Genomic DNA, 24121 nt, shown 5'->3' with positions numbered 1-24121 from the left:
TCAAGAAAAAACCGCCTGTGCAGGCGGTTTTTTTATGGGCGTTTACTGCTGCGCGTAATGCGTGGCCAGGCGGTGCCCCTGCAGCCATTTATCCAGCTCGCGGAACTGCGCCTTCAGCTCGTCATTCTGCAAATGCGCCGGCGTTTGCGAGAAATAAAACTGGAACGCAAAACCCTGCTGATTGCGCGCCCGGGCATCGGCCCCGGCCTGCAACAGCAACAGCGCCAGATGCGGTGCATTAATCTTCGCCGCCAGATGCAGCGGGGTATCCCCCAGCCGATCGCTCAGGGTGGTGTCCGCCCCGGCCGCCAGCAGCAGCCGCAGCTGTTCCTCACGCCCGGCCAGCACCGCCGCCGCAAGCGGTGTGGCGCCGGTAACGGCATTGCGAACGTTCACCTGCTTAACCTTGGCCAGCAGCAACCGCAGGTACTGCGCATCGTGCAATATCGCTGCGGTGTGCAGCGCACTGTTGCCGTCCAGCCCCGCCGCCGCCGCATCGGTGCCGAGATCCAGCAACGCCTGCACGCTGGCCGGCTGCTGCGAAAGCACCGCCCACTGCAACAGCGTGACCTGCCGATCGCCCCGTTCGCGCAAACGATCCTGCGTGGCCTGTGCACGGATACCCTGCGTATCGCCACGCGCCACCGCCTGAGCCAGCGCCAGATTGCTGCGGCCGTCAAACGGCGAAATCTCCTGCCCCATCTGTTGCTCCTTAGCCATCATCAGTAAACCGGTCACCGCGACCAGCGCCAGTAAGGCTATCGCCAGCGCCCGCCGCAAGCGACGCCCTTCAGGCATTGGCCTTCGCCTCCCACGGCTTTTGTTCCGCCATCGAGCTTATCACCTTGTCGATGCCGTGCGCCGTCAGGCTGCGATCGAGATGTTTGCTCGGCCGCCAGTCATCGATACCGGTCAGGGTATCGCTGTTGGCCAAGGTGATGTTGTGGCCAATGGCGTCCGGGATCAGCGAAGTCGACTCCTGGGTGCTGGTCAGCATGTCATATTGCTCGCTGTAACGACGGATGCCGCCGGCTTCGGCATCTTTCTTCGCCGCCGCCGGATCGATACCCAGGCGATTCAGGGTGTAATCCGACACCCCGGCCGCATTGAAGGTGACCGCGACGGTGCCGGTCGCCAGCGCCGCCGTGGCCGCCAGACCGCCGCCGAGCGAATGGCCGGCGATCACCAGCGCATCGCCGAAGGCCGCCTTGGCGCTTTTGGCGGCGGCAACCGCCTGATTGTACTGCACATCATCATAACCCGTCGCCTGCCGCACGTTGCTCAGCCAGTCGCGCCAGTCGTTGGTGCCGGCGAACGCCAACACATACTGCTTGTCGTTGCTGTAAACCCCGGCCTGGAAACCGCTGCCCGCGTCGTGCAGGCTGGCGGGATCGATGCCGAAACCGAGCAGCGCGCTGTCGCTCAGGCGGTTGAACCCGGCGGCGCCCTGGCCGTTCAGCGAGTAAACGTCCTTGGCCAACAGCGCCAACGCATAATCGCCCTCTTGCGATTGCTGCCCCCGGGTCACGCCTGGCACTGCCGCCGCCGTCGGCGCCGCTGCGGAGAGATCGCCGACCAACGTATTCAACAGGTTCTGCGCATTGAGCGTGTTCTGAGAGGAGGTGGCCACCGGCGCCGGATTTGCCGGCGCGGCTGCGGGCTGCGCCGCCGGTGCCGTCTCGGCGATGGCGCGAGGTGTAGGGATCGCGGCCACCGGAGATACTGCAGAGGTAAAACTTAAAGGCATACTCATGCCGACTCCTTGTCGATAGACTTTTTATTGAGCACCTGAATAGGTACTGACTTAGCTATCGGCAGGTCGGATGAGTTCTGTATCAGGAATGTTTATCTTTGTGCAGAATGTGATCCGCATTCCGTTTTCGGCCGCCAAACACAAAAAAGGGAGCCGAAGCTCCCTCATTACTACGATTGCGCCGCCGATTACAGGCTTTCGGTAAAGGTGCGGGCGATAACGTCGCGCTGTTGTTCCGGCGTCAGGGAATTGAAACGCACCGCATAACCGGACACGCGGATGGTCAGCTGCGGGTATTTTTCCGGATGCTTGACCGCGTCTTCCAGCGTTTCACGGCGCAGCACGTTGACGTTCAAGTGCTGACCGCCTTCCACACGCACGGTCGGCTGCATTTCCAGCGGCACTTCACGGTATTCGATCTGGCCCAGGTCGCTGACTGCGACAACCTGATCTTCCGCGTAGTTGGCCTTGGCGCACACGCAGCGAGCTTCCGCTTTTTCATCGTCCAGCAGCCAGAAAGAGTTCACCAGCGCCTGGTCGTTCGCTTTGGTAATTTGAATACCGGTAATCATTATGTTGCCTCCGTACAAGGGCGTAAAAATTCACATCGTGAGAAAACCCAATCCTGGTTTCGGCCATTTGGTAAAACCATTGTTGTCTTGTTGTTCTGTATACCAGCCTGACCGGGCCAGTTCTTTGATTAAAGTCAATTTTTACCGGGTAGGCACAGGGCGTGAAGGGGCAAATTTATGTTTTATATCAATTTTCCCGTCGCGCTAAAAAACAATTATTTTTGTAAATTTTCAAAAATAATTGCATTGCAAACGGCGGCGAGAAATGAAAAGCGGGTTTCGCTGCGCGGGCCGACACGGTAAGCTATAGCCCATGAATTGCTAAAGAAAACAAAGGAGAGCGTTTATGGCCACCTCCCTCACCTGGCATGACGTGATCGGCAAAGAGAAAGAGCAGCCCTATTTTGTTGAAACGCTCGCCTTTGTTGCCGCTGAGCGCCAGGCCGGTAAGACCATTTATCCACCGCAGAAAGACGTGTTCAACGCGTTCCGCTTTACCGAGCTGGCGGACGTCAAAGTCGTCATCCTCGGCCAGGATCCCTACCACGGCCCCAATCAGGCGCACGGTCTCTCTTTCTCGGTGCGCCCCGGCGTGCCGGCGCCGCCGTCGCTGGTGAACATGTATAAAGAGCTGGCGACCGACATTCCCGGTTTCGAACGCCCGGATCATGGTTACCTGCAAAGCTGGGCCGAACAGGGGGTGCTGCTGCTCAACACCGTGCTGACGGTGGAAGGCGGCCGCGCGCACTCGCACGCCAATTTGGGCTGGGAAACCTTTACCGATAAAGTGATCGCCGCCCTGAACGAGAACCGCGAAGGCGTGGTGTTCCTGCTGTGGGGCTCGCACGCGCAGAAGAAAGGCAACTTTATCGACCGCAACCGCCACCATGTGCTGAAAGCGCCACACCCATCGCCGCTTTCCGCCCACCGCGGTTTCCTCGGCTGCCGCCACTTCTCGCAGGCCAATCAGCTGCTGAAGCAGCAAGGGCTCACGCCGATCGACTGGATGCCGCGCCTGCCGCAGGCGTAGCCCAGAGACAAAAAAGGCACCCTTGGGTGCCTTTCTTTATATCGTTATATCGTTGCCGGGGCGATTACGCCTTGGCCTTGGAGACCGCGACCATCGCCGGGCGCAGCAGGCGGCCGTTCAGCGTATAGCCTTTCTGCATCACCATCATCACGTGGTTCGGCTGGTGATCGGCGGATTCCATCATGCTCATCGCCTGATGCACTTCCGGGTTGAACGGCACGTTGACGTCGCCGACGATTTCGATGCCATACTTGCGCACCACGTCCAGCAGCGATTTCAGCGTCAGCTCGATACCTTCAATCATCGCGGCCAGTTCCGGATTGTTTTTATCCGCCAGATCCAGCGCGCGCTCCAGGTTGTCGATCACCGGCAGCAGATCGCCAGAGAATTTCTCCAGGGCGAACTTGTGCGCTTTCTCGACGTCCAGTTCGGCGCGGCGACGGATGTTTTCCGCTTCCGCTTTGGCGCGCAGCAGGCTGTCGCGCTCTTGCTGCTGAGCTTCCGCCAGTTGGGCTTCCAGTTCGGCGATACGCGCATCGCGCAGATCGACGCCTTCCGCCGCTTCCGGCAGCGTATCCTCGTGATGAGCGTGTTGTTCCATTTCTTCCGAGACTTGCTCGTTTGGCGTCTTCTGTTCTTTACTACTCATGAATATCTCCGCGTTTTAGCATTAATCTCGCAACTTGGCTTATTATGGGGATCAAAACCGGGGTTTCAAGTCAACCGGTCACAATGTGGGGCATAAACGGGTCCCGGTGAGGAAAATCACAGCAAATGAATAAAAAATTCGCCTGTATTGGCATTGTTGGCCACCCGCGTCACCCTTCAGCGCTGGCAACCCACGAGATGCTGTTCCACTGGCTGGTCGCCCGCGGCTATTCGGTGATGGTAGAACGCCAAATCGCCCATGATTTGGGGCTGAAAGACGCCGTGACCGGCAGCCTGGCGGATATCGGCCAGCGGGCCGACCTGGCGGTGGTGGTCGGCGGCGACGGCAACATGCTCGGCGCCGCGCGCGTGCTGGCACGCTACGACATCAAGGTGATCGGAGTCAACCGCGGCAACCTCGGCTTCCTTACCGATCTCGATCCCGACAACGCTCTGCAGCAGCTGGCGGACGTACTGGAAGGCGAGTACATCGACGAACAGCGTTTCCTGTTGGAAACCATCGTGCATAAAGAGCACCAGCAGTGCCGCATCAGCACCGCCATCAACGAGGTGGTGCTGCACCCCGGCAAAGTGGCGCACATGATCGAATTCGAGGTGTACATCGACGATCGCTTCGCCTTCTCACAGCGCTCCGACGGCCTGATCATCGCCACCCCGACCGGTTCCACCGCCTACTCGCTCTCCGCCGGCGGGCCGATCCTCACCCCGTCGCTGGAGGCGATCGCGCTGGTGCCGATGTTCCCGCATACCCTCTCCGCCCGGCCGCTGGTGATCAACGGCGACAGCACCATCCGCCTGAAGTTTTCGCAGATCGGCAGCGATCTGGAGATCAGCTGCGACAGCCAGATCGCGCTGCCGATCCAGGAAGGCGAAGAAGTGCTGATCCGCCGCAGCAACTTCCATCTGAACCTGATTCACCCGAAGGACTACAGCTATTTCAACACGTTAAGCACCAAGTTGGGCTGGTCGAAAAAATTGTTCTAAAATCTGCGTCGGCCACTTTACTGTATATAAAACCAGTTTATACTGTATGAAACTACAGTTATGTGTTTATACACAGGAAGGTTCCCATGCTGGCGCAATTAACCATCAGCAACTTTGCTATCGTTCGTGAGTTGGAAATCGATTTTCAACCGGGCATGACGGCGATCACCGGTGAAACCGGCGCCGGCAAATCCATCGCTATCGATGCGCTGGGGCTGTGCCTCGGCAACCGCGCCGACGGCAACGTGGTGCGCCTGGGAGCCGCCCGCGCCGATATCTGCGCCCGCTTCTCGCTGGCGGACACCCCGTCCGCGCGCGAATGGCTGGAGCAGAACCAGCTGGACGACAGCAACGAATGCCTGCTGCGGCGGGTGATCAACGCCGACGGCCGTTCGCGCGGCTTTATCAACGGCACCGCCGTGCCGCTGTCGCAGCTGCGCGAGCTGGGGCAACGCCTGATTCAAATCCACGGTCAACACGCCCATCAGCTGCTGCTCAAGCCGGAGCACCAAAAAGCGCTGCTCGACGCCTACGCCGACGAGCCCGCCCTGCTGGCGGCGATGAGCCAGGCCTACCAGCGCTGGCACCAGAGCTGCCGCGAACTGGCGCACCATCAGCAGCAGTCCATCGAACGCGAAGCGCGCAAGCAACTGCTGCAATACCAATTGAAAGAGCTGAACGAATTCGCGCCGCAGGCCGGCGAGTTCGAGCAGACCGACGCCGAGTACAAGCGCCTGGCCAACAGCGGCCAGCTGCTGACCCTCAGCCAGCAAGCGTTGCAGCTGCTGGCCGACAGCGACGAGAACAACATGCTCAGCCAGCTTTACAGCGCCAAACACCTGCTGCTTGAACTGGCCGGGCTGGACGATAAGCTCAGCGGCCTGCTGGACATGCTGGAAGAGGCCTCTATCCAGATCAGCGAAGCCAGCGACGAGCTGCGCCATTACGCCGATCGCATGGATCTCGATCCCAACCGCCTGCACGAGCTGGAACAACGCCTGTCGCGCCAAATCAGCCTGGCGCGCAAACATCAGGTCGCGCCGGAGGAGCTGCCGCAGCTGCATCAGCAGTTGCTGGATGAACAGCAGTTGCTGTCTCAACAGGAAAGCGACCATGAACACCTGAACGAAGCGGTCACCCTGCATCACCAGCAGGCGCTGGCGCTGGCGGAAGAGCTGCACCAGAAACGCCTGCACTACGCCGCCGAGCTGACCACGCTCATCACCGACAGCATGCAGGCGCTCTCCATGCCGCACGGCAAATTCAACATCGACGTGCGCTTCGAACCGCAGCATCTGAGCGCCGAAGGGGCCAGCCGTACCGAGTTCTGCGTCTCCACCAACCCGGGGCAACCGCTGCAGCCGCTGGCGAAGGTCGCCTCCGGCGGCGAGCTGTCGCGCATCGCGCTGGCCATTCAGGTGATCACCGCCCGTAAGATGGAAACCCCGGCGCTGATCTTCGATGAGGTGGACGTGGGCATCAGCGGCCCAACCGCCGCCATCGTCGGCCGCCTGCTGCGCCAGCTCGGCGAATCCACCCAGGTGATGTGCGTCACCCACCTGCCGCAGGTGGCCGGATGCGGGCATCAGCACCTGTTCGTCAGCAAGCAGACCGACGGCACGGTTACCGAAACCCAGATGGCGCCGCTGGATAAACGCGCCCGGCTGCAGGAGCTGGCGCGCCTGCTCGGCGGCAGCGAAGTCACCCGCAATACGCTGGCGAACGCCAAAGAACTGCTGGCCGCATAAAAAAGCTCAACTTTTTCACTTTCCTGCGGTCTGACAGTGACGCTGTTGGCCCGAGAAATATCTAAAGTGCGGCGCGGCGGTGATCCAAAGCCATCTCAACGGCCTGAAAAAGGCCAAGCGCTTGAGGTGCTAAAGGAAAGCCAATGCGTCGCAACGTGAAAGATGAAGGGTATAAAGGTTTCCAACTGCCGCAAGGTCTATTATCATCGGCATCCTATGCCCTAAAGGAATGTGATTACTATGCGCTGTAAAACGCTGACTGCCGCCGCTGTAGTTCTTGTGATGCTGACTGCAGGCTGTTCTACTTTTGAAAAGGTGGTTTATCGTCCTGACATCAACCAGGGGAACTACCTGACGTCGACCGACGTGGCGAAAATTCAAAAAGGGATGACCCAACAACAGGTCGCTTACACATTGGGCACCCCAATGCTGCAAGACCCGTTCGGGACTCAGACGTGGTTCTATGTGTTCCGTCAGCAGCCTGGCCATGAAGACATCACCCAGCAGACGCTGACGCTGACCTTCGACAGCGCAGGCGTGTTGACCGATATCCAGAACAAACCGGCGCTGACCAAGTAATTGGTGCCGCCCGCTCTTCCGGCCCATGAGGGGGCATGATGTTCCTCATGACAGTCGCAGGCTGCAACGCGGAAGAAAAAGTCAGCTTCAGATAAAAAAATAAGGCGCTATAAGCGCCTTATTTTTTTGCCTTTTCTGCCCGTTGCCGGCGCAGCTCTTTCGGATCGGCTATCAAGGGCCGGTAGATCTCCACCCGGTCACCGTCGTTCAGCGTGTCGCCCAGCTTGGCCGGGCGGCTGTAGATACCGATTTTGTTGCTCTTGAGATCGATATCCTGGCGCAGCTCTAGCAGGCCCGAAGCCTGGATCGCCTGCTCAACGCTGCTGCCCTCGGCCAGTTTCACCTTGCGCAGGTACTGACGCTCCGGCAAGGCGTACACCACCTCGACCTGAATGTCAGACACTGTAGACCTCTTTCGCCCGCTGGGTGAATGCCTGCACCATGCTGCCCGCCAGCTCTTTGAACACCTTGCCGAACGCCAGCTCAATCAGTTTGTTGGTGAACTCGAAGTCCAGGTGCAGCTCCACCTTGCAGGCCTCTTCGCTCAGCGGTGTGAACTGCCAGCCGCCCATCAGCTTGCGGAACGGGCCATCAACCAGCTGCATATTGATGCTCTGGTTATCCAGCAGCGTATTGCGCGTGGTGAAGGTCTTGCTGATACCGGCCTTGGCGACGTCCACCGCGGCGGTCATCTCGTTGGAGGTAGCGTTAAGCACCCGGCTGCCGGTGCAGCCTGGCAGAAAATCGGGGTAAGAATGAACATCGTTAACCAACTGATACATCTGCTCGGCGCTGAACGGCACTAATGCAGACCGACTGATCTGGGGCATATCATTTCCTGTAAGACATAAAACGTACAGATAATACCATTTATCTGGCGGCAAACAAAAAATCTGCTACGGGATGAGGGCACCAAAAATGCGAAAAATTGCGCAGGTGCTGAACGGGAAAGGATTTCTTTCGCTGAAGCATCCAGTATAATGAACGCACTATGACAAAGAAAAAAGCACACAAACCCGGTTCCGCCACCATTGCCCAAAACAAGCGCGCGCGTTTCGAATACTTCATTGAAGAAGAGTTCGAGGCGGGCCTGTCGCTGCAAGGGTGGGAAGTTAAATCGCTGCGTGCAGGCAAAGCCAACCTCAGCGACAGCTACGTGACGTTCCGTGACGGTGAAGCCTACCTGTTTGGCGCCACCATCACCCCGCTCAACGTGGCTTCGTCGCATGTGGTGTGCGATCCGACGCGTACCCGTAAACTGCTGCTGAACCGGCGCGAGCTGGACACCCTGCTCGGCCGCGTCAACCGCGAAGGTTACACCGTGGTGGCCTTGTCCCTGTATTGGAAAAATGCTTGGAGCAAGATCAAGATCGGCGTAGCCAAAGGCAAGAAAGAGCACGACAAACGCGATGACATCAAAGATCGCGAATGGCAGACGGCGAAAGCCCGTATCATGAAGCACGCCAATCGTTAAGCCGCTGGCTTATCGAGGTAAACTTCTGGTATACTGCACAAAGTTACTTGGGGCTGATTCTGGATTCGACGGGATTTGCGAAGCCCTAGGAGCATGCCGAGGGGCGGTTGGCCTCGTAAAAAGCCGCAAAAAAATAGTCGCAAACGACGAAAACTACGCTTTAGCAGCTTAATACCCTGCTTAGAGCCCTCTCTCCCTAGCCTCCGCTCTTAGGACGGGGATCAAGAGAGGTCAAACCCAAAAGAGATCGCGTGGACGTCCTGCCTGGGGCTGAAGCGTTAAACTCAATCAGGCTAGTCTGTCAGTAGCGTGTCCATCCGCAGCTGGCCGGCGAATGTAAAGATTGGACTAAGCATGTAGTGCCGACGGTGTAGTAATTTCGGACGGGGGTTCAAATCCCCCCAGCTCCACCAAATACGTCGCCAGTGAACCAGATAGACCCGGCGATAATAGCGAAAAAGCCCACAACTTCGGTTGCGGGCTTTTTTGTTTTTGTCGTATTCCGAAGGCTCGCCCCTTGGCCCGGGCTGTTCCGGGCCAATGCGGGCTAGTGATCCAGATAGAGGTAATGCAGCCAGCTGGTCATGCGCAGCAGCACTTTGCGCATCACGGAGACGTGCTCGAAGTGCCCGGTATAGACCGCCGCTTGGGCGCTCACGCCGTCGGGCAAGTGAGCCAGATCCGGGTTGGCTGCCAGATCGATCATTACGTACACCCCTTCCCGGCCCGGCGTGGCGCTCAGGCCCTGCAGTGCGCCACTGGCCTGGTAGCTGCCGTCCGGTATCGCCGGCAACACCCGGCTCACGGTGCCGCCATAAACCTGTCCCGGCAAGCCGTTAAACACCACCTCAGCCTGATCCCCCTGCGCCAAGCGCAAGATGGCGTTCTGGCGGAATACCGCCACCACCTGGCGCTTTTGCTGCGGGATAAAGATCATCACCGGTTTGAACGGCAAGCGAACCGCCGCCGTGCCCGGCCGTGCCAGCACCTGCGTGACATAGCCATCGCTCGGCGCACGCACCACCGTTTGTTCCAGGTTGTAACGCGCTTCGGCTATTTGCGATTTCAGGCTGGCTATCGTGGCGTCTTCGCCGTCATAGCGCCCGGACAACCGAGCCTGTTCCTGTTGGAACTGGGCTTTCGCCGCCTGCAGTGCGGCGGATTGCGCCTGGTACTGTTGCTGCGCATGGCTGACGTCCTGCTCCGAAAACGGATTGACCGGCATGGCCGCCCCTTTCGCGTAGCGCTGGTAATCCTTACGGGCACGCTCGTATTCCGCGTTCGCCCGCTGCACGTTGGCAGCGGACTCGCTGAGCGCCGCCCGGCGCGTTCTGATCTCCGCCTCTGCTCCGGCCAAGTCAGCCTCCAGCCTGGTGAGCCGCGCGCGGTAGCGGCTGTCGTCGAGCCGGAACAGCACCTCGCCTTTGCGCAGCAGCACGTTGGTTTTCTCCGTCACCTCAACGATCATGCCCGAGACCTGCGGCACCATCGGCACAGAAACGGCTATTTTCTGCGCCCGATCGCTGTACGGATGGTTGTAGTTCATCGTCAGAATCAGCGCGCCGACGATAACGATCCCGCCGAGCACAGCGGTCGGCACGGTCCATTTGTTGACCGGAATGCGGAACAGTTTAAATACGCCGTAGCTCAGCGCCACGTAGCTGAGAATAATGAGCAAATCCATAGGCTACGCTCAACTTACCGTGGGGCCGGGAACCGCCGTCGGCTTTTCCTGCAGGCGTTGTAATTCGGTTTCGAGCAGTGCGATGCGCGCCTGCAGATCCGTTGAGGATTCCGGCCTTTCACTCATGCCCCAGCCACGTTCCGGCCGATAGAGCGTCGCCCAGATCCACAGCAGCGGCCAAATGGCGTGCAGCGTAAACAGGCTGACCCAACCGGCAACGTGAATCGCATCCTGATGCGGGTGCCGGCGCTTTTTCGCCAGCAAATAAGGAATGTCATGAATAATAATGACGCCGTAGAATAATATCAGGAATACCGCAATCAGTACGCCTAACGCAAAATAGTTAAGAAACATGTAAAGTCCTGGTTGAGAATAATGGAAATAAATAATCTCTATAGCGTGTTATATTGTCTGATGTCGTTGGCGATGGTATCGATGGCATTCTTCACGTCGGTGACTTTCAGCTGTGCTTTCTCATTATTAAGATTTTCTCCCGAAGCCTTACGTACCACTTTAATCACTGGCTGGTTGGTCGCCGCATCGATAAACTCGCCTTCCATATAGACCGCGCTCTCCATAGTACGGTGCCCGGTTACGCTTTGCGTCGCGGCGATCAGCAGCGTGATTGGCAAGACTTCATAGACCTGCAGCCCTTTCTTCTGCGTGTCGATCGCTGTGATGGCGCCGCGGAAAATCAGGGTATGCTCGCGCGGCATGTCCACCAGCGTAAAGTGGGTGCCCATCGCCTGCTTAAACTGCTGGTTGGTGTAATTCAGGATATTGTCGAGCGCGCGTTGACTCACCATTTCGCTCGGTTTCGGCCGCGGGAAATAGATCATCGGTTGATAAACCAAATATTGATAACGGGAAAAATCGACGCTCTGATCTTTCCAATATAAAACGTCTTTGCCGGACGCGGATTGACCTTTATTGATATCGTCATAATTGGTCAGAAAGGTCGAGTATTTTTCTTTTTCGGTCACGGCGGACGAGCACGCGGCCAGTAATAACAGCGCAGGCAAAATCACCGTTCTTGTTACTTTCATTGACGGATTTCTCTTTATTTTTGTGGATAGCAAATAATCAAATCGAATGATACCCATCCACCCGTGATAAGTCATATGACAATGCCGCCAAAGATGTATATCATTTTTGATATACATACTCATACGAGCCGGCCAGTGAAAGAGAAAGACTTCCGTATTGAAGAGCTCAGGATTGTAAGCGTCATTGCTGAAACGGCGAGCGTCAGCAAAGCGGCGCAGCTGTTGGATATGCCGCAGTCCAATGTGTCGCGCGCCCTCACCGCGCTGGAGCGGCGGCTCGGGCTGGAGCTGTTCCTGCGCGGCCCGCGCACGTTGTCACTGACCGAGTTCGGCGAACAATTCTTGCGCCGCGCCTCGCAGTTGCTGAACGAGCATAGCGATCTGCTCGATATGGCCGGCACCTATAAGCGCAGTATGAGCGGCGTGGTCACGCTCGGCGCGCCGATAGGCATCCACGCTTTCCTGGCCAGCTATTTGCTGCCGCCGCTGCTGCACGCTGCGCCGGCGCTGACTGTCGATCTGGTGACCCGCAACCCCGACGAACGTGAGAAAAAATATGGCGCAGTATTCGACAGCGACTGCGATTTGCTGATCAGCTTTTTTCAGCCGCAAAACGAAAGCCTGATCGCCAGGCCCTTTACCCGTTTTCGCGTCGGGCTGTTCGCCGCGCCGGATTACATCGCCCGCATGCCGTTGAAGGAGCTGGATGAACTGTCGCAGCATCGCTGCATTACCTTGCGTATGCTGGGCGGCATCCGCAATACCTGGAGCGGCTACAATGCACAGGGGGAGTTGGTGCAGGTCGAGATCAACGGCACCAGTGTCTGCGATAACATTCTGCCGGCGATCGAGCTGGCCAAACAGGGCCTGGGCATCGTCTACGCCCCGTATTATTCCGTGGCCGCCGAGCTGGATGCCGGCACGCTGCAGCCTTGCCTGGCACGCGAACGCGGCATCGATATGCAGGCCTACCTGATCTACCGCCGGCGAGGCGTGTTGCCGCACCGCGTGCAGGTGACGATGGACAGCATCATGGAAAGCGTCAAACTGCACGCACACCGGCTGATGTAACCAAGAAAAACCCCGCCGCAACGGGGTTGAACGCCTCACATCGGCGCAAAATACCTCACCGCCCCTCTTTTTCCCCCAGGAAGAAATACCACAGCGGAATGGAAAGCAGCAGGGTGAACACCAGCGTATACAGCAGCACCATCAGGCTCTGCATGATCACCATCTGGGCGCTCCAGGCGCCGATCGGCAGCTGAAATTGCTCGACGGTACCGCCGAGGATCGCCCGGCCCATCACGCAACCGACCGCTACCGCCACCGTCGCCACCGCCGCGCGGAACTTGCGCACCTCGGCGCGGCGGGCGGCCGCTTCCGGCGTTTCGTCCCGCAAGCCTTGCCGCTGGCCGTGCCAGCGCCCTACGTCCACCAGCAGCAACGCCGCGAGGCTCACGCCCATCACCGGCAGACAATAACCCAGCGCCGCTGCCACCAGCAGCGTAACGGCGCGCGACGGCAGGGAAAGCGCCAGCCAGGCGGCGACCAGCGTATGCACCGGATGCTGCGCACCCGCCGCCGGGCGGCGGATCCACCACATGCGGTAACCCAACACGATCGTCAGGCACAGCCCAAGGCCAAACGCCGCCAGCAGCAGCTGATTCGGCAAGCCGAACAGAATACCCATGTGGGCGTCGATGCCCCAGCGGGTCAACTTGGCGATGAGCGGGAAGGTGTCGAACCGCACCTGGTCGACGACGGCGAAGCTTTGCGGCGCGATGGCGACCGCGTCCACCTGCGTTGGCCAGCTGCGATCCACTTCGGTCACCGTCCAGGCTTTGCCCTCGCCCTTCGGCTGGCGCAGCTCTATCTTGGCGGCATCGATCCCGGCGGCGCGCGCGGCGTGCAGCGCCCGATCCCAATCGCCGTTCAGCGCATTGGCCTGTGCGGCAGGGTTCATCTTCATGCCCGGCATCATCCCGCGGTGCTCGGCGTGCGGATCGGCCGGCGTCTGCGGCGCATCGGCCTGCAGGCTGGCGTTGACCTGCGGCGTCAGCCAGCCCAGGTTGGCCCGCAGCGCGTCGATGTTGCCGCCGGCCCACTGCGACCAGGTCAACCCGGTAGCCGAGAAGAACAGCAGCCCGGCCAGCAGCGCCACACCCAGCGTGATATGCCAATGGCGGTTAGCGGCGAAGCCCCCTTTCACCCTTTTCAGCTTGCGCTTCGGCCGCGTCGCCAGCCACAGCGCCACGCCGCCCAGCGCGGCCACCCACAGCCAGGATGCCGCCAGCTCACTGTAATTGCGGCCCATATCGCCGAGCAGCAGGCTGCTGTGCAGCTTATCCAGCCAGGTGCGCAGCGGCAGTACGCCGGAGGTGCCGTACACCGTCATGTCGCCCTTGATCGCCAGTGTGTAAGGATCGACAAACAGCGCGCGCGACTCGGAAGCGCCCAGATCGGCACTCACGAACTGCACGCGCGTGGTATCCGTCGCGCCGGGCGCCGGGCGCACGGCGTAAATGCGCGTCTCGGCACCCGCCACGCGGCGGGCGGCGGCGATTTGGTCGGCCAGCGATCTCGCCTGTCCGTGCGGTTCGGTGAAAAGCGCATCGCGATACAGCGCCTCTTCAAGCTGCGGGGTTAGCACATACAGCGTGCCGGTCAGTGCGGCGGCCAGAATAAAAGGGGCAACCAGCAGGCCGATATAAAAATGCAGCCGTCTGATCAGGTTCAGCATCGCGCCTCGCGGCGATGCGGCAGGTGGAGTTTTGGTTATTGAAGACATGGCCTTTCTCGTTTTTCAAACTGTGCACGCAGGCAAACCGTCCGCAGCGATACGGACGGCGTTACCCATGATCAAGCAATAAGGAAAAACGGCTGGCCGGGCGGCCCGCGCGGGCTTGGCCGCAGAGCAAGGCGCCGAATGGGCGGGGGGACGATGCGTGGCGCGCAAGGCAGGCGCGCAATACGCGCCATCAGCCACAGCAGCGGGACGAATACCCACAACAGCAGCGGCACGTGGATCAGCAGCTCACAATAGCCGCAGAAAATCATCTCCGCCGGATCCATGCCATGGTGGCCGGCATGCTCGGCGGCGGGCATCGCCATCCCATGCATGTCATGCGGCATGGCGGCTGCCGGCTGCGCCATGCCGCCCATCATCTGATGGTGCATCAGCGATTTCGACACCACCGGCGCAACAAACAGCAACAGCACCGCCATAATGGCGATGCAGGCGGTAAAGCGTTGCGGTAGCTGGCGTGGCACTCTCATCGCGGCGGCGAATTAACCCGGTCGGTGGCGAACAAGCGGCCAGTGTAACCCGCTCTACCTCCGGGGTGAACGAAAAAACGTTTCATTTCTCGCGGCATTCACCATGCCTAACTACATCTCTTGCTTATGCAAGGCGTCTGATTTTCATCCAAATCACTTCACCGTCAGCGTCACCGCATCCTGCTTGAAGCCATAGCGGCTCAGCGGCGTGATGACAACCGACGTCGGCTGCCCTTCCACCGCCAGCGTCTGCGTCTCGCCCGCCATCAGGTAGTAGTTCTCCAGCGTCACCACCTTGCCCGACGGCTGCAACGTCAGCTGCGGCGCCAGCCGCACCACGTGCAACCCGCCGTTGGTGAGCGTCAGCCGACCGGCTCCTGCGCTCAACCGCAGGTCGTCCCACGGCGTCTTGCTCACCGCCACCGCTTTCGGCTGCAGAATCAGCCCGATGCTCTGCCGTACCGGCATCCGCGCGCTGTTGTCCACCGCCTGCCCTATCCCCTCGAACGACGCCTTCAGCATCACCTCGTGCGGCAGCGCCGTACCCGGCTTCAGCACAAAGTTCACCTGCTGGCTCTGCCCCGCCTCGATGCGCGCTATCGGCGGCGACAGCAGCACCGCCTTGCTGAACCCTTTGCCATCCAAATCCTCCACCTTCGTCGCCAGCAATATCGGCTCCGACGAGCTGTTCCTGATGCTGAAGCTCACCCGCCCCGGGTTCTCCTCCAGCACGATGCCCATGCTCTCCAGCTGAAACGACGCCCCGGCGGAATGCGCCAGCCCCAGCGTCAACCACAGCCCGCCCAGCAGTTGCGCCAGTCTCCGTTTTATCGTCATGATTGCTCCTCTCTTCTCATCCATTATCGGACGAGCCGCCCGCCGCACGGCAGACGCCATCGCCCTCTTCGTACAACACCGACGGGTCGAACGCCGCCGGCACCGCGTAACTCACCACGCATTCGTTCATGTTCAGACGCCGCACCCGCAGCGCCTTGCCGATATCGTCGTTCACCAGCATCAGGTTACCCTCGCCTATCAGCGTGCCCAGCAGCTGCCCCCGCTCGTCGTGCACCGACGCCCCGGTCGGCAGCAGCGCGCCGCTCTCATCCCGCAGGGTCAGCAGCAGCTGGCGCACTTCGGTCACCCGAAAACGCCGCTCCGCCACAGTGCCGCGTGCCAGCTCAAGCGCCGCATCCGTGCTGTCCAGCCGTAGGTTCAGCGGTAGCGACAACGTATCGACCTGAGCACGCAGCGGCATGTAGGGCATCAGCACCGGCAGCAGCGCGTCACCGGCGAAATCCGTGACGCCATTGCCGCTGCCCGATATTTTCACACCGGACTGTCCTGGCACCTTCATCACCGCGAAGGTGTCGCCGATGCGCTGCGGCGACGTCACCCAGGTGCCGTTGGCCACCCCCAGCCCTCCCGACGACGACAGCGACAGCGATGTGCTACCTTGCCCGCTGCGCGAGGCGCCCAACCCAAGCCGGGTATAGGGCGTCTCGCCGTTCAGGTTGCCGGCGCTCTGATAGTCACCGTCCGCGTCCCGCGTCACGTCCAGATAGCCATTGAGCCGTTCGCTCAACGGCCCCTGCCAACTGCCGCCCAACGTCATTTGCTTGTTACGCCGCGCCTGCAACCGGCTGCTAACGCTGCCCGCCCCCCAAGGCAGACTCAACCCGGCATAGACCGCAGCACGATCATAAGCGGAAGACTGTAGGTTAACGCTTAACGTCGCCCGCCCCAGGCTCGCACCATATGCCAGTGCATGCGTCCAGCTGCGCCGGCTGCCGCGGTAATAGCGTTCATGCGACAGTGAGTAAGCCAGCACGCCGGCGTTCAGGGCTCGCCAGGAAAGTGCCAGCCCGCCGCTGTAGCGCAACCGTGCCGTCTCTGCCTCTACTGAGGACGGGTTTAGCAGCCCTTCGTCCGCCTCCCGGAAGCCTTCCGTGCGGTACTGTGACGACAGAGACAGCGCCAGACTCCGCCCCATAGCCACCTGCCCTTGGGTCTCCAGCTGCGCGCCAGGCTGCCGGCCACGGGTGAAAATAGCACTGCCCGATAACCAGTTGCCGCCGTCGTCTCCCAAACTGCCCTGCCAGCCCAGTCGTTTATAGGTATGAGCCAACAAACCGCCCACCGTTATCTGCCCCTGGCCGAGACGGAACGCCTTCTCCCCCAGCAGCAGCGCTGGCGGCGATGTCCCATAATGGTCGCCCCCGTAGGGCTGATAACGCCCTGCCGCCAAACGATAGCCGCCCGAGCGATCCGCTGGATCGCCTGTATCGGGCGTGACCGTAAAGCGTTGCCGCCGCCCGTCGGTTTCGATAACGGTGACCTCTGCCTCCACCCCGGCCATCACCGGCCCCAACTCGCTCAGCGAAAACGGCCCGGCTGGTAGCAGGGTGCGGAATATCAGTTGCCCGTGCTGTTTGACCTCTAACGTCGCCGGGTTCACAACGCTGCCCTGCAGCGGCACTGTCAGTGCAGCGTTGTGTCCTCCGATATCCACGGACGCCAGTTGCCCACCGCTCAGCGGCACGTTACCACTTAGTACGCCGCCGGCACTGAATTCGCCGAGCTGCACAAACGCACCCCAGCCAGGAAAATCTTTGCTCGCCGAGGTTTCGTACACCTCGAGCCGGCTACCGTTCTCGTCGTTGCTGTAGCTCGAACGGTTGCGCAGTACCCAGTTGCTGAGGTTGATGCCCGGCTCCAGCATCGCCTGCAGCGTCTGCTGATTGCCGTAGCGCCCCTGGCGGCGGTTGGCGTAAAGATCGTAGTTCAGCAGCAGCGCATGGCCACCTGACTGCTCGGTACGCAATTTATCCGGGTCGAACGCCACCTCCGGCAGGGTTATTTCCACCCGAAAGGCGCCGGGAAATACCCTCACCACCGCCTGCGGCCAATACGTCTCAAGACGTTCGCAGCGGCCTGGAGGCGACGCAACCCGTAAACGCAGCGTCTGTGCTAGCCGTTCATCCAGGCATAACTCACCTTCAGAGTCGAAGCGCACCTCCTCCTGGTAGCGCTGCGCCGCGTTGACCTCCAGCATCACCCGGTGTACGCCCGGCAAAAACCGAGCGGTATTGAAAAAGGCAGCGATGTCCGCGTTATACCCCAGTTGCGCCAGGGTTTTGACATCGAATCCGGAGGCAGCAGTTTTCGTCATCGGCCAGACCAACAGAAACAGCAGTGCCGATGCGCTTTGCCTGATAGACACGTCATCTTCTCTGGGTTAATTCAGGGAGTGATAGATTCAGAAAAAGGGGGAGAGAGCTCCCCCTGCGCTATCTATCCGGTATTACAGCCCGAAGCCGAACTCCAGCGTGGTAGACCCATCCAGACTAACGTCTTCACTCACCTCGCCGTGCATATCGCCGCTTTTGGCCAGGAAGGCTTCAACCAACAGCTGAGCGGTGAAGTTTTTACCGATAGCTAGCGTATTGCCTGAAGCTGAGGCCCAACCCACACGCTTACCGTGCTCAAGATTAACCACGGTTTGAGGTGAAGTGATCGACGTGTCTGAAGTAACGAACAATCTGCCAGTCACCCCATCAATCTGAGGGAAATAGGCCTGAATCGAATAGAACCCCAGCTTACCGGTAGTATTGACGTTACCGAGGCCAAAGGTTTTTCCTGTCTCACTGGCGCTGCCCAGACGGTTGTCGATAACGTTAAAAGTCATCGGTGTTTCAGCATCGCATTTCACCTCCATGGTACTGCCGCCTTTAACTCCCAGGCTAACCGGCTTGTCCTTGCTGATTCTCGTATGGCTGATGCTGCCATAATCGAAAATGCCCTCGTTAGGGAGTTTGACCTCACAGGTCGGCGCTATCAGTTCACCCACTACTTTAATTTCCGCGCTCGGGCCGGCGGCCAAACTCCCCCCGGTAACAAGCAGCGTGGCAGCTACCATCATGCGCAACGCAATTTTATTCATTAGTCGACATCCTTATATCGCTACAATCCAAATAACTTTTTCAGGCACTCAGATGCCGTACGCAAAATTAAGGGTGGAAGATCCATCCAGTTTTACGCTATCGGTAATAGGACCGTTCATGTCTTTAGAAGAAGCCAAATAAGGTTCAACCTCCAGCATTACGGAGAAGAGTCTTCCGCTGTTTTGAACATTACCCGACTTTGCCCAACCCGTGACGTTGTTTTTATCGACATAGGCCGAACTGACGGTAGAGAATGTCGTGGCGCCTTTCTGAACGCTGTACAGTGCTGAAGAAACGCCGTTAACTGCGGCATTAAGGGCATTGACTTTATAATAACCGAGTTTGCCGGAGCCATTGACACCACCCAGGCCAAAGTTGGCGCTGCCCGTTACGCTGGCAGTGCCTTCGCGGTTATCGACCACGGTGAAATTCAGAAAGGTTTCGGCTTCACAGTCAACGACCAACTGTTTTTGCGATTTAGCCAGCGCGGTGGCTGTCGTGGAGCTCACCAACGCATTGGACAGCTTGCCAAGATCGAAAACGCCATCGTTAACAATGGATACCTGACAAGACGGTACCGCCATTTGCCCTTTGACCTTCAGCTCTGGTGACATAGATGCCGCAGAAACCTGATTCGCCATCATCAAGACTGCGGCGATGCTTGCAGAGATTACTGTTTTTTTCATCATGAATATCCATACTCATAGTTAATATTATCCTGTTCAAAAAAGATGGCAGGATGTTAAACGAGGATAAATCCTCTCTTGCTCAATCAAATTCGTTGTCTTCACCCGCACAGGCGTAAAAACCATGTATGAATTTGACACTGCGCATTTATTGCTTTATTCAGAGCCCAAAAACAAAATTCAACGTTACCGAACCGTCCAGCTCCACTTTATCGGCAGTGGGAATGTCGGCAGCCAGAACCGGCGTCACCGAAATATCCATGGTATAAGTACGACCAAAGGCTCGCGTCGAATCCGCCAGCAACCAATCGGTACGCTCACCGGAAATCAACGCCACTTCGCTACCTGGTGAAGTCCCGGCCGCATTATGTGCGCGCAAAGCTGCCGGAACACTGTTCACCGTGGAACGAGACAGGCCCAACATAAAATACCCAATGGAGTTCCCATCGGACGCATTACCCAGCCCGAAACGACTCAGGTCCGACCCGTTGCGGCTGGCAGAGCGGTTATCCATCGGAATGAGCGTCAGGTAAGCATCGCCCTCACAGCGCACCTGCCAGGTTTGTTTCAAGGCCGGCAATCTCTGTACCTTCCCCCGGGGGCCTTCCCGCACGGTGCCAAAATCATAAACGCCATCGTTACCGGCAATAACGGTGCATCCTGAATGCTTTATTTTCCCGGACACTTTCAACTCAGCAGCAGGCGAGGCAATAAGTTGACCGGAAAAAAACATCAACAGGCTAAATACGCTTATTGGCCATAATTTATTTTGCAACAGTCTCTTTTTCATCACAGTGTGGTTTCCGTTCCCATTAGTCCATACCCTTTTAATCACACAAACCATTGACGAAATAAATAATTATTCATTCCAATGCGGAGGCGAAAAACATTCTCTCAATAGAGAGTCATCAATTTATTTTTCCAGGTACAGCTCAGTCGCGTCGTTTTCGCCACCGATACAGTAAGCGCTAATCTAGCGTCCCAGAGCTGGGATTAAAATATAAACCTAAACACCATCAACAATTCAGAACATAAGGTAAAAAAAATAGGTAAAAATAGATAAAAAGACATGAGAGCAGAAAAAAAACAACAATACAGCAGACAAACACCCATGATAATTATGCATAATTACCCAGCACAGATGTCAGTTAATGACATAAACAAAGCATTAAGCTCAAATGAAATAACCAAGATGAATCTTTTCATTAATTTCAATACAATAGCGAATAATATACCGTCAGTCAGACGCTCCCAATTCAGATTCAAAGAAAAAACGGCTCGCTTTTCCGCGTGCCGTTTTTTCCGTTGCAGATAATAAGCTGAATCTTGGTAAACAGCGGATCTGTTTACAGCACCCGCGAATAGACCCGCGAGGCCTCGCCCCAGGGGTGATACCCAAGCCCGTTATAAACGAAACCGCTGCGCTCGTAGTAACCCTCCAGATCGGTGCACAGGTGCAGCTGCGGGAAGCCCAACCGGCGAGTTTCCGCCGCCACATGCTCAATCAGCTTGGCGCCACAGCCCCGGCCGCGCTGCGTTTCCTCTACGTAGAGCGCACACAGCCAGGGATACAGCTCGCCGCGGCTGATAAAGTCGTTGGTAATCAGCCCCGCACAGCCGAGGATCTGGTCATTTTCCATCAACAGGTACCACTGCGGCAGCGGGTTGGCGGCGCCGAGGCTGCGGTTGATAGCGTCTTCATACATCATCAGCGTCTCTGCCGTGGCCCAGTGCCGCTGAAAATATGCAATGGCGCGCGGCGCCAGCTCGGGCGCTTGCCGCACCGAAATCATGTCCATCGTCATTCCCGTTATTCATGTTGTCAGCGTAGAATTATGCAGCAATATGCAGAGTATGGCAGCGGCATTCCGCCGCCGTCATTCATCCCAAGGAGTCATCATGACGCAAAACATCTATGACAATCAGGCTTTCTTCGACGGCTACGCGCAGCTCAGCCGCTCGCAGCACGGCCTGGACGGCGCGCCGGAATGGCCCGCCATCCGCCGCATCCTGCCGGACTTGCAGGGAAAAAGCGTGGTCGATCTCGGCTGCGGCTACGGCTGGTTTTGCCGCAGCGCGCGCGAACAGGGCGCAGCCAGCGTGCTGGGGCTGGACGTCTCGGAAAAGATGCTGGCCAAGGCGCGGGAGATGACTGCCGACGCGGGCATCGAGTACCGCCGGCAAGATTTGGCGCAGCTGCAGCTGCCGCCGGAAAGTTACGATCTGGTCTACAGCTCGCTGACGCTGCACTACCTCGAGGATCTGGCCGCGCTGTTCGCCACGGTTTACGCCGCGCTGAAACCCGGTGGGCAGTTCATCTTCACCGCCGAGCACCCGATCTACACCGCCCCGGCGCAGCAGGGCTGGCTGACCGACGGCAACGGGCAGAAATCCTGGCCGGTCAACGGCTACCAGCGGGAAGGCCAGCGCGTCTCCAACTGGCTGGCGGAAGGCGTCATCAAGCAGCACCGCACGCTCGGCAGCTATATCAACCCGCTGGCGCAGCAAGGATTTATCATCCAGCATTTGAACGAATGGGGCCCCAGCGCGCAGCAAATCGCCGCTACCCCGGCGCTGGACGAAGAGCAGGAACGCCCGATGATCTTCATTCTCGCCGCCCGCAAACCCGCCTGATGCTTGCCTGATTCACCTGCAGTACACCATTAACACCGCCAAATTTGGGGAGGCCGCCTTCCCCCAACGTTACTCACCAATCGGCAGATACCCCTGCCACAGCGGCCGGGCCGGTTTGCCGTGCGGGTTGGCCCGCAGATGAACGTGATACCCCTGCAACGCCTGCAGCAGCAGGCAGTCATCCACCTCGGCCAGGTCATCCTTGTGCTGCTGCGCGCTGTCGGTCAGCAGCACTCGTTTGGCTTTGTCTTTCGCCTCGTCGGCGGAGCGCGCCACGAACAGGCCGAACTGGTGCAGTTCCGCCAGCTCATCGCTGCGGTAACCGCCCACGTTAACGAAAAACAGCCTCTCTTCACCGGCGAACGGCGCGGGCTCCAGGCTCACGTCGTAACCGTCCGCCCAGTCGATGCGCGCATAGCCGTCGACATGCACCTTGCGTTTATCGCCGAACCACTTTTCGCGCAGCAGTGGATACGCCTCATCCGGCCGATCCGCCGCCGCGAACTGCACGTCGTGCAACTCAATATTGGCGCCCGGCGCCGTACCGCCCACATAAAACATCAATAATCCCGGCATGTTAGTCTGCTCTCCCTGGTGATAATCGCTGTATAAGTTAATACATAACGAAACATCTGCCAACGGTAGCGCCATTCTGTGTTATCAATAGGTGAGGTTTAATCTGTTGTGGAGGAACGCATGGCATTCAATATCGGTGATTTTGTACAACGCACCACCGGCGGCCCAAAGATGACCGTGGTGGCGATCGACGGCGAAACCCTGGTTTGCAGCTGGAATGAACTGGGTAAAGAGCAGCGCACGGAGGTGCAGGCCAGCGAGGTGGCGCTGTACCACGAAGACGGCGATTTCGGCGTCTGCTGAACGCTCGGGGCGCGCGCCGCGCCCCGTTATCGCCTCAGGCGCGAATGTCCTGATAGGCTGGCGTGGTATCAAACTCATGCTTGGCGAACGGGCACAGCGGAATGATTTTGCGCTGCTCCGCGCGCATTTTCTCCACCACCAGCGCCACCAGCTTTTTGCCGACGCCCTGCCCCTTCAATGACTCATCCACCCAGGTGTGATCGATAATGGTCAGCTTGTCACCGCTCGGCACGAAAGAGATCTCGGCGATCAGCTTGCCTTGCTCATCATTGATATAAAAACGCTTGTCGTCTGCCAAGATTTTATGATCCATACGATTTCTCCCTATATTTCAGTGCGCCGCTGGGGCAGCTGTCGATAACGCGTTTCACCTCGGCCGGCTCGGCATTGTCCGGCATAATCCACGGGCGGCGATTCAAGGTAAAAATAGCCGCGTTGCCATGCACGCAGTTGGCGGAATGGCGGCAAACTGCACTGTTAAAATAAACGTCAATCTTATCACCGGAATAACGGCGGTAACCGGCGGCGGTCAATTCCTCATCCATCACGACCTCACATTGCCTGTTTTATTGTTTTTGCTCCAGGCTCAAGTATAGGCAATGTCGCCGGCTTCACCACGCATCTCGCTCAACGAAAAAAGTGACGCAACCGCCCGTCGCCGCTAGAAAAAAACGTAAATTGTTCTAATCTTTATACAGTAAGACAACATAATTCCGACAGTGGCTAAGGAGTTCGAAATGGGTGATAGCTCAAAAGACGGCGTAATTCTGCTGTCCCGCATATTGCTGATGATTCTGTTTATCATTTTCGGTTGGATGAAACTGGTCAACTTCGGTGCGACCGTCACGGCGATGGAAGGTTACGGCACGCCGATGCCTTATTTGGCGGCGATCGTTGCCGTGGTGGTGGAGTTTATTTTCGGCATCGCGCTTATTCTCGGCCTGTTTACTCGCCCTATCGCGGTCATTTTCGCCCTCTATGTTTTGGGCACCGCGTTTATCGGCCATCCATTCTGGAAAATGACCGGTATGGAAATGATGGGCAACGAAATCAACTTCTTTAAAAACATCAGCATCATTGGTGGTTTGCTGTTACTGGCGGTGACCGGCGCCGGCCGTTATTCGCTGGACTATAAAATATTTAATAAATAATTCATCGATGGC

Annotated in this window: 29 protein-coding genes and 1 other RNA gene; 10 read left to right on the top strand and 20 right to left on the bottom strand. The window is 58.4% G+C overall.

The window, feature by feature from the left end; genetic code table 11:
* Positions 1–42: 42 nt before the first annotated feature.
* The 3 genes from MMS95_RS05280 to grcA form a co-directional block, all read right to left on the bottom strand.
* Positions 43–798, bottom strand: coding sequence for an ankyrin repeat domain-containing protein (locus MMS95_RS05280; RefSeq protein WP_242141446.1), 756 nt, complete (start codon positions 796–798; stop codon positions 43–45).
* A complete protein-coding gene (locus MMS95_RS05275) occupies positions 791–1753 on the bottom strand; it encodes a DUF2974 domain-containing protein (RefSeq protein WP_156865762.1) in 963 nt (320 codons plus the stop codon). The genes MMS95_RS05280 and MMS95_RS05275 overlap by 8 nt, the downstream gene beginning before the upstream one ends.
* A 188-nt stretch (positions 1754–1941) precedes the next feature.
* Positions 1942–2325, bottom strand: coding sequence for an autonomous glycyl radical cofactor GrcA (grcA, locus tag MMS95_RS05270; protein WP_004929114.1), 384 nt, complete (start codon positions 2323–2325; stop codon positions 1942–1944).
* A gap of 346 nt (positions 2326–2671) precedes the next feature.
* On the opposite strand from grcA, the gene ung reads away from it, so the two are divergent.
* Positions 2672–3355: a uracil-DNA glycosylase gene (gene ung, locus MMS95_RS05265; RefSeq protein ID WP_099032722.1), complete on the top strand. Its 684-nt coding sequence runs from the start codon at positions 2672–2674 to the stop codon at positions 3353–3355.
* A gap of 64 nt (positions 3356–3419) precedes the next feature.
* Here ung and grpE read toward each other — a convergent pair whose 3' ends face one another.
* The gene (grpE, locus tag MMS95_RS05260; protein WP_016929801.1) at positions 3420–4004 is read right to left on the bottom strand and encodes a nucleotide exchange factor GrpE; all 585 of its coding nucleotides are present in this window, start codon (positions 4002–4004) and stop codon (positions 3420–3422) included.
* A 125-nt stretch (positions 4005–4129) separates the two neighbouring features.
* Here grpE and nadK point away from each other — a divergent pair, with 125 nt between their 5' ends.
* The 3 genes from nadK (at position 4130) to bamE (ending at position 7335) form a co-directional block, all read left to right on the top strand.
* Positions 4130–5008: an NAD(+) kinase gene (gene nadK, locus MMS95_RS05255; protein ID WP_004929107.1), complete on the top strand. Its 879-nt coding sequence runs from the start codon at positions 4130–4132 to the stop codon at positions 5006–5008.
* Positions 5009–5094: 86 nt separating this feature from the next.
* A complete protein-coding gene (recN, locus tag MMS95_RS05250; RefSeq protein ID WP_049300034.1) occupies positions 5095–6756 on the top strand; it encodes a DNA repair protein RecN in 1662 nt (553 codons plus the stop codon).
* 240 nt (positions 6757–6996) lie between these two features.
* Entirely contained in the window at positions 6997–7335 is a 339-nt protein-coding gene (bamE, locus tag MMS95_RS05245) for an outer membrane protein assembly factor BamE (RefSeq protein ID WP_004929101.1), read from the top strand.
* A gap of 118 nt (positions 7336–7453) precedes the next feature.
* Here bamE and MMS95_RS05240 read toward each other — a convergent pair whose 3' ends face one another.
* Together MMS95_RS05240 and MMS95_RS05235 are read right to left on the bottom strand one after the other, a co-directional pair.
* Entirely contained in the window at positions 7454–7738 is a 285-nt protein-coding gene (locus tag MMS95_RS05240; RefSeq protein ID WP_004929098.1) for an RnfH family protein, read from the bottom strand.
* Entirely contained in the window at positions 7731–8165 is a 435-nt protein-coding gene (locus MMS95_RS05235) for a type II toxin-antitoxin system RatA family toxin (protein WP_004929096.1), read from the bottom strand. Before MMS95_RS05235 ends, MMS95_RS05240 begins: the two co-directional genes overlap by 8 nt.
* Before the next feature lie 161 nt (positions 8166–8326).
* Here MMS95_RS05235 and smpB point away from each other — a divergent pair, with 161 nt between their 5' ends.
* Together smpB and ssrA are read left to right on the top strand one after the other, a co-directional pair.
* Positions 8327–8809, top strand: coding sequence for an SsrA-binding protein SmpB (gene smpB, locus MMS95_RS05230; RefSeq protein ID WP_004929094.1), 483 nt, complete (start codon positions 8327–8329; stop codon positions 8807–8809).
* Between the two features lie 49 nt (positions 8810–8858).
* Positions 8859–9222, top strand: a transfer-messenger RNA (tmRNA) gene (gene ssrA / locus MMS95_RS05225).
* Positions 9223–9356: 134 nt separating this feature from the next.
* On the opposite strand, the gene MMS95_RS05220 is transcribed toward ssrA, so the two are convergent.
* Genes MMS95_RS05220 through MMS95_RS05210 form a run of 3 tightly spaced genes read right to left on the bottom strand, consistent with a single transcriptional unit; the run spans position 9357 to position 11539 of the window.
* On the bottom strand, positions 9357–10493 hold the full coding sequence (locus MMS95_RS05220) for an HlyD family secretion protein (protein WP_041036389.1): 1137 nt from the start codon (positions 10491–10493) through the stop codon (positions 9357–9359).
* 9 nt (positions 10494–10502) lie between these two features.
* A complete protein-coding gene (locus MMS95_RS05215) occupies positions 10503–10847 on the bottom strand; it encodes a DUF3302 domain-containing protein (protein WP_004929008.1) in 345 nt (114 codons plus the stop codon).
* A 38-nt stretch (positions 10848–10885) separates the two neighbouring features.
* A complete protein-coding gene (locus MMS95_RS05210) occupies positions 10886–11539 on the bottom strand; it encodes a DUF3313 domain-containing protein (RefSeq protein ID WP_031300159.1) in 654 nt (217 codons plus the stop codon).
* 135 nt (positions 11540–11674) lie between these two features.
* On the opposite strand from MMS95_RS05210, the gene MMS95_RS05205 reads away from it, so the two are divergent.
* Positions 11675–12610: a LysR family transcriptional regulator gene (locus MMS95_RS05205; protein WP_118892679.1), complete on the top strand. Its 936-nt coding sequence runs from the start codon at positions 11675–11677 to the stop codon at positions 12608–12610.
* A 55-nt stretch (positions 12611–12665) separates the two neighbouring features.
* Here MMS95_RS05205 and MMS95_RS05200 read toward each other — a convergent pair whose 3' ends face one another.
* From MMS95_RS05200 to MMS95_RS05165, 8 genes are all read right to left on the bottom strand, one after another.
* The gene (locus tag MMS95_RS05200; RefSeq protein ID WP_242141445.1) at positions 12666–14279 is read right to left on the bottom strand and encodes a DUF2534 family protein; all 1614 of its coding nucleotides are present in this window, start codon (positions 14277–14279) and stop codon (positions 12666–12668) included.
* A 119-nt stretch (positions 14280–14398) separates the two neighbouring features.
* The gene (locus MMS95_RS05195; protein WP_217904338.1) at positions 14399–14815 is read right to left on the bottom strand and encodes a DUF2946 domain-containing protein; all 417 of its coding nucleotides are present in this window, start codon (positions 14813–14815) and stop codon (positions 14399–14401) included.
* A gap of 153 nt (positions 14816–14968) precedes the next feature.
* Positions 14969–15652 (bottom strand): fimbria/pilus chaperone family protein, encoded by a 684-nt coding sequence (locus MMS95_RS05190; protein WP_021504963.1) that lies wholly within the window; start codon positions 15650–15652, stop codon positions 14969–14971.
* A gap of 16 nt (positions 15653–15668) precedes the next feature.
* Positions 15669–18038, bottom strand: coding sequence for a fimbria/pilus outer membrane usher protein (locus tag MMS95_RS05185; RefSeq protein WP_230199820.1), 2370 nt, complete (start codon positions 18036–18038; stop codon positions 15669–15671).
* An 81-nt stretch (positions 18039–18119) separates the two neighbouring features.
* On the bottom strand, positions 18120–18758 hold the full coding sequence (locus tag MMS95_RS05180; protein ID WP_242141444.1) for a DUF1120 domain-containing protein: 639 nt from the start codon (positions 18756–18758) through the stop codon (positions 18120–18122).
* Between the two features lie 48 nt (positions 18759–18806).
* Entirely contained in the window at positions 18807–19448 is a 642-nt protein-coding gene (locus MMS95_RS05175) for a DUF1120 domain-containing protein (protein WP_021504966.1), read from the bottom strand.
* 157 nt (positions 19449–19605) lie between these two features.
* Complete coding sequence (locus MMS95_RS05170) at positions 19606–20235, bottom strand: DUF1120 domain-containing protein (RefSeq protein ID WP_082997521.1); 630 nt, start codon at positions 20233–20235, stop codon at positions 19606–19608.
* A gap of 556 nt (positions 20236–20791) precedes the next feature.
* Positions 20792–21244, bottom strand: coding sequence for a GNAT family N-acetyltransferase (locus MMS95_RS05165; RefSeq protein ID WP_079007667.1), 453 nt, complete (start codon positions 21242–21244; stop codon positions 20792–20794).
* A gap of 100 nt (positions 21245–21344) precedes the next feature.
* On the opposite strand from MMS95_RS05165, the gene MMS95_RS05160 reads away from it, so the two are divergent.
* On the top strand, positions 21345–22079 hold the full coding sequence (locus tag MMS95_RS05160; RefSeq protein ID WP_004928990.1) for a methyltransferase domain-containing protein: 735 nt from the start codon (positions 21345–21347) through the stop codon (positions 22077–22079).
* 69 nt (positions 22080–22148) lie between these two features.
* On the opposite strand, the gene MMS95_RS05155 is transcribed toward MMS95_RS05160, so the two are convergent.
* Complete coding sequence (locus MMS95_RS05155) at positions 22149–22655, bottom strand: DUF1543 domain-containing protein (RefSeq protein ID WP_088381868.1); 507 nt, start codon at positions 22653–22655, stop codon at positions 22149–22151.
* A gap of 120 nt (positions 22656–22775) precedes the next feature.
* Between MMS95_RS05155 and MMS95_RS05150 the strand changes: the two genes are divergently transcribed.
* Complete coding sequence (locus MMS95_RS05150) at positions 22776–22958, top strand: DUF2158 domain-containing protein (RefSeq protein WP_015378856.1); 183 nt, start codon at positions 22776–22778, stop codon at positions 22956–22958.
* Between the two features lie 34 nt (positions 22959–22992).
* Here MMS95_RS05150 and MMS95_RS05145 read toward each other — a convergent pair whose 3' ends face one another.
* Both MMS95_RS05145 and MMS95_RS05140 read right to left on the bottom strand, forming a co-directional pair.
* Positions 22993–23271, bottom strand: a complete 279-nt coding sequence (locus MMS95_RS05145) for a GNAT family N-acetyltransferase (RefSeq protein WP_004928983.1) — start codon at positions 23269–23271, stop codon at positions 22993–22995.
* Positions 23261–23503 (bottom strand): (4Fe-4S)-binding protein, encoded by a 243-nt coding sequence (locus MMS95_RS05140; protein ID WP_004928981.1) that lies wholly within the window; start codon positions 23501–23503, stop codon positions 23261–23263. The genes MMS95_RS05145 and MMS95_RS05140 overlap by 11 nt, the downstream gene beginning before the upstream one ends.
* Before the next feature lie 192 nt (positions 23504–23695).
* On the opposite strand from MMS95_RS05140, the gene MMS95_RS05135 reads away from it, so the two are divergent.
* A complete protein-coding gene (locus MMS95_RS05135) occupies positions 23696–24109 on the top strand; it encodes a DoxX family protein (protein WP_004928980.1) in 414 nt (137 codons plus the stop codon).
* The last annotated feature ends 12 nt before the right edge of the window (positions 24110–24121 follow it).

The sequence above is a fragment of the Serratia sp. PGPR-27 genome, assembly GCF_022678525.1.
Classification (GTDB): Bacteria; Pseudomonadota; Gammaproteobacteria; order Enterobacterales; family Enterobacteriaceae; genus Serratia; species Serratia nematodiphila.
The sequence above is the reverse complement of the archived record's forward strand: the minus strand, read 5'-3'. Positions and strand labels throughout refer to the sequence as shown.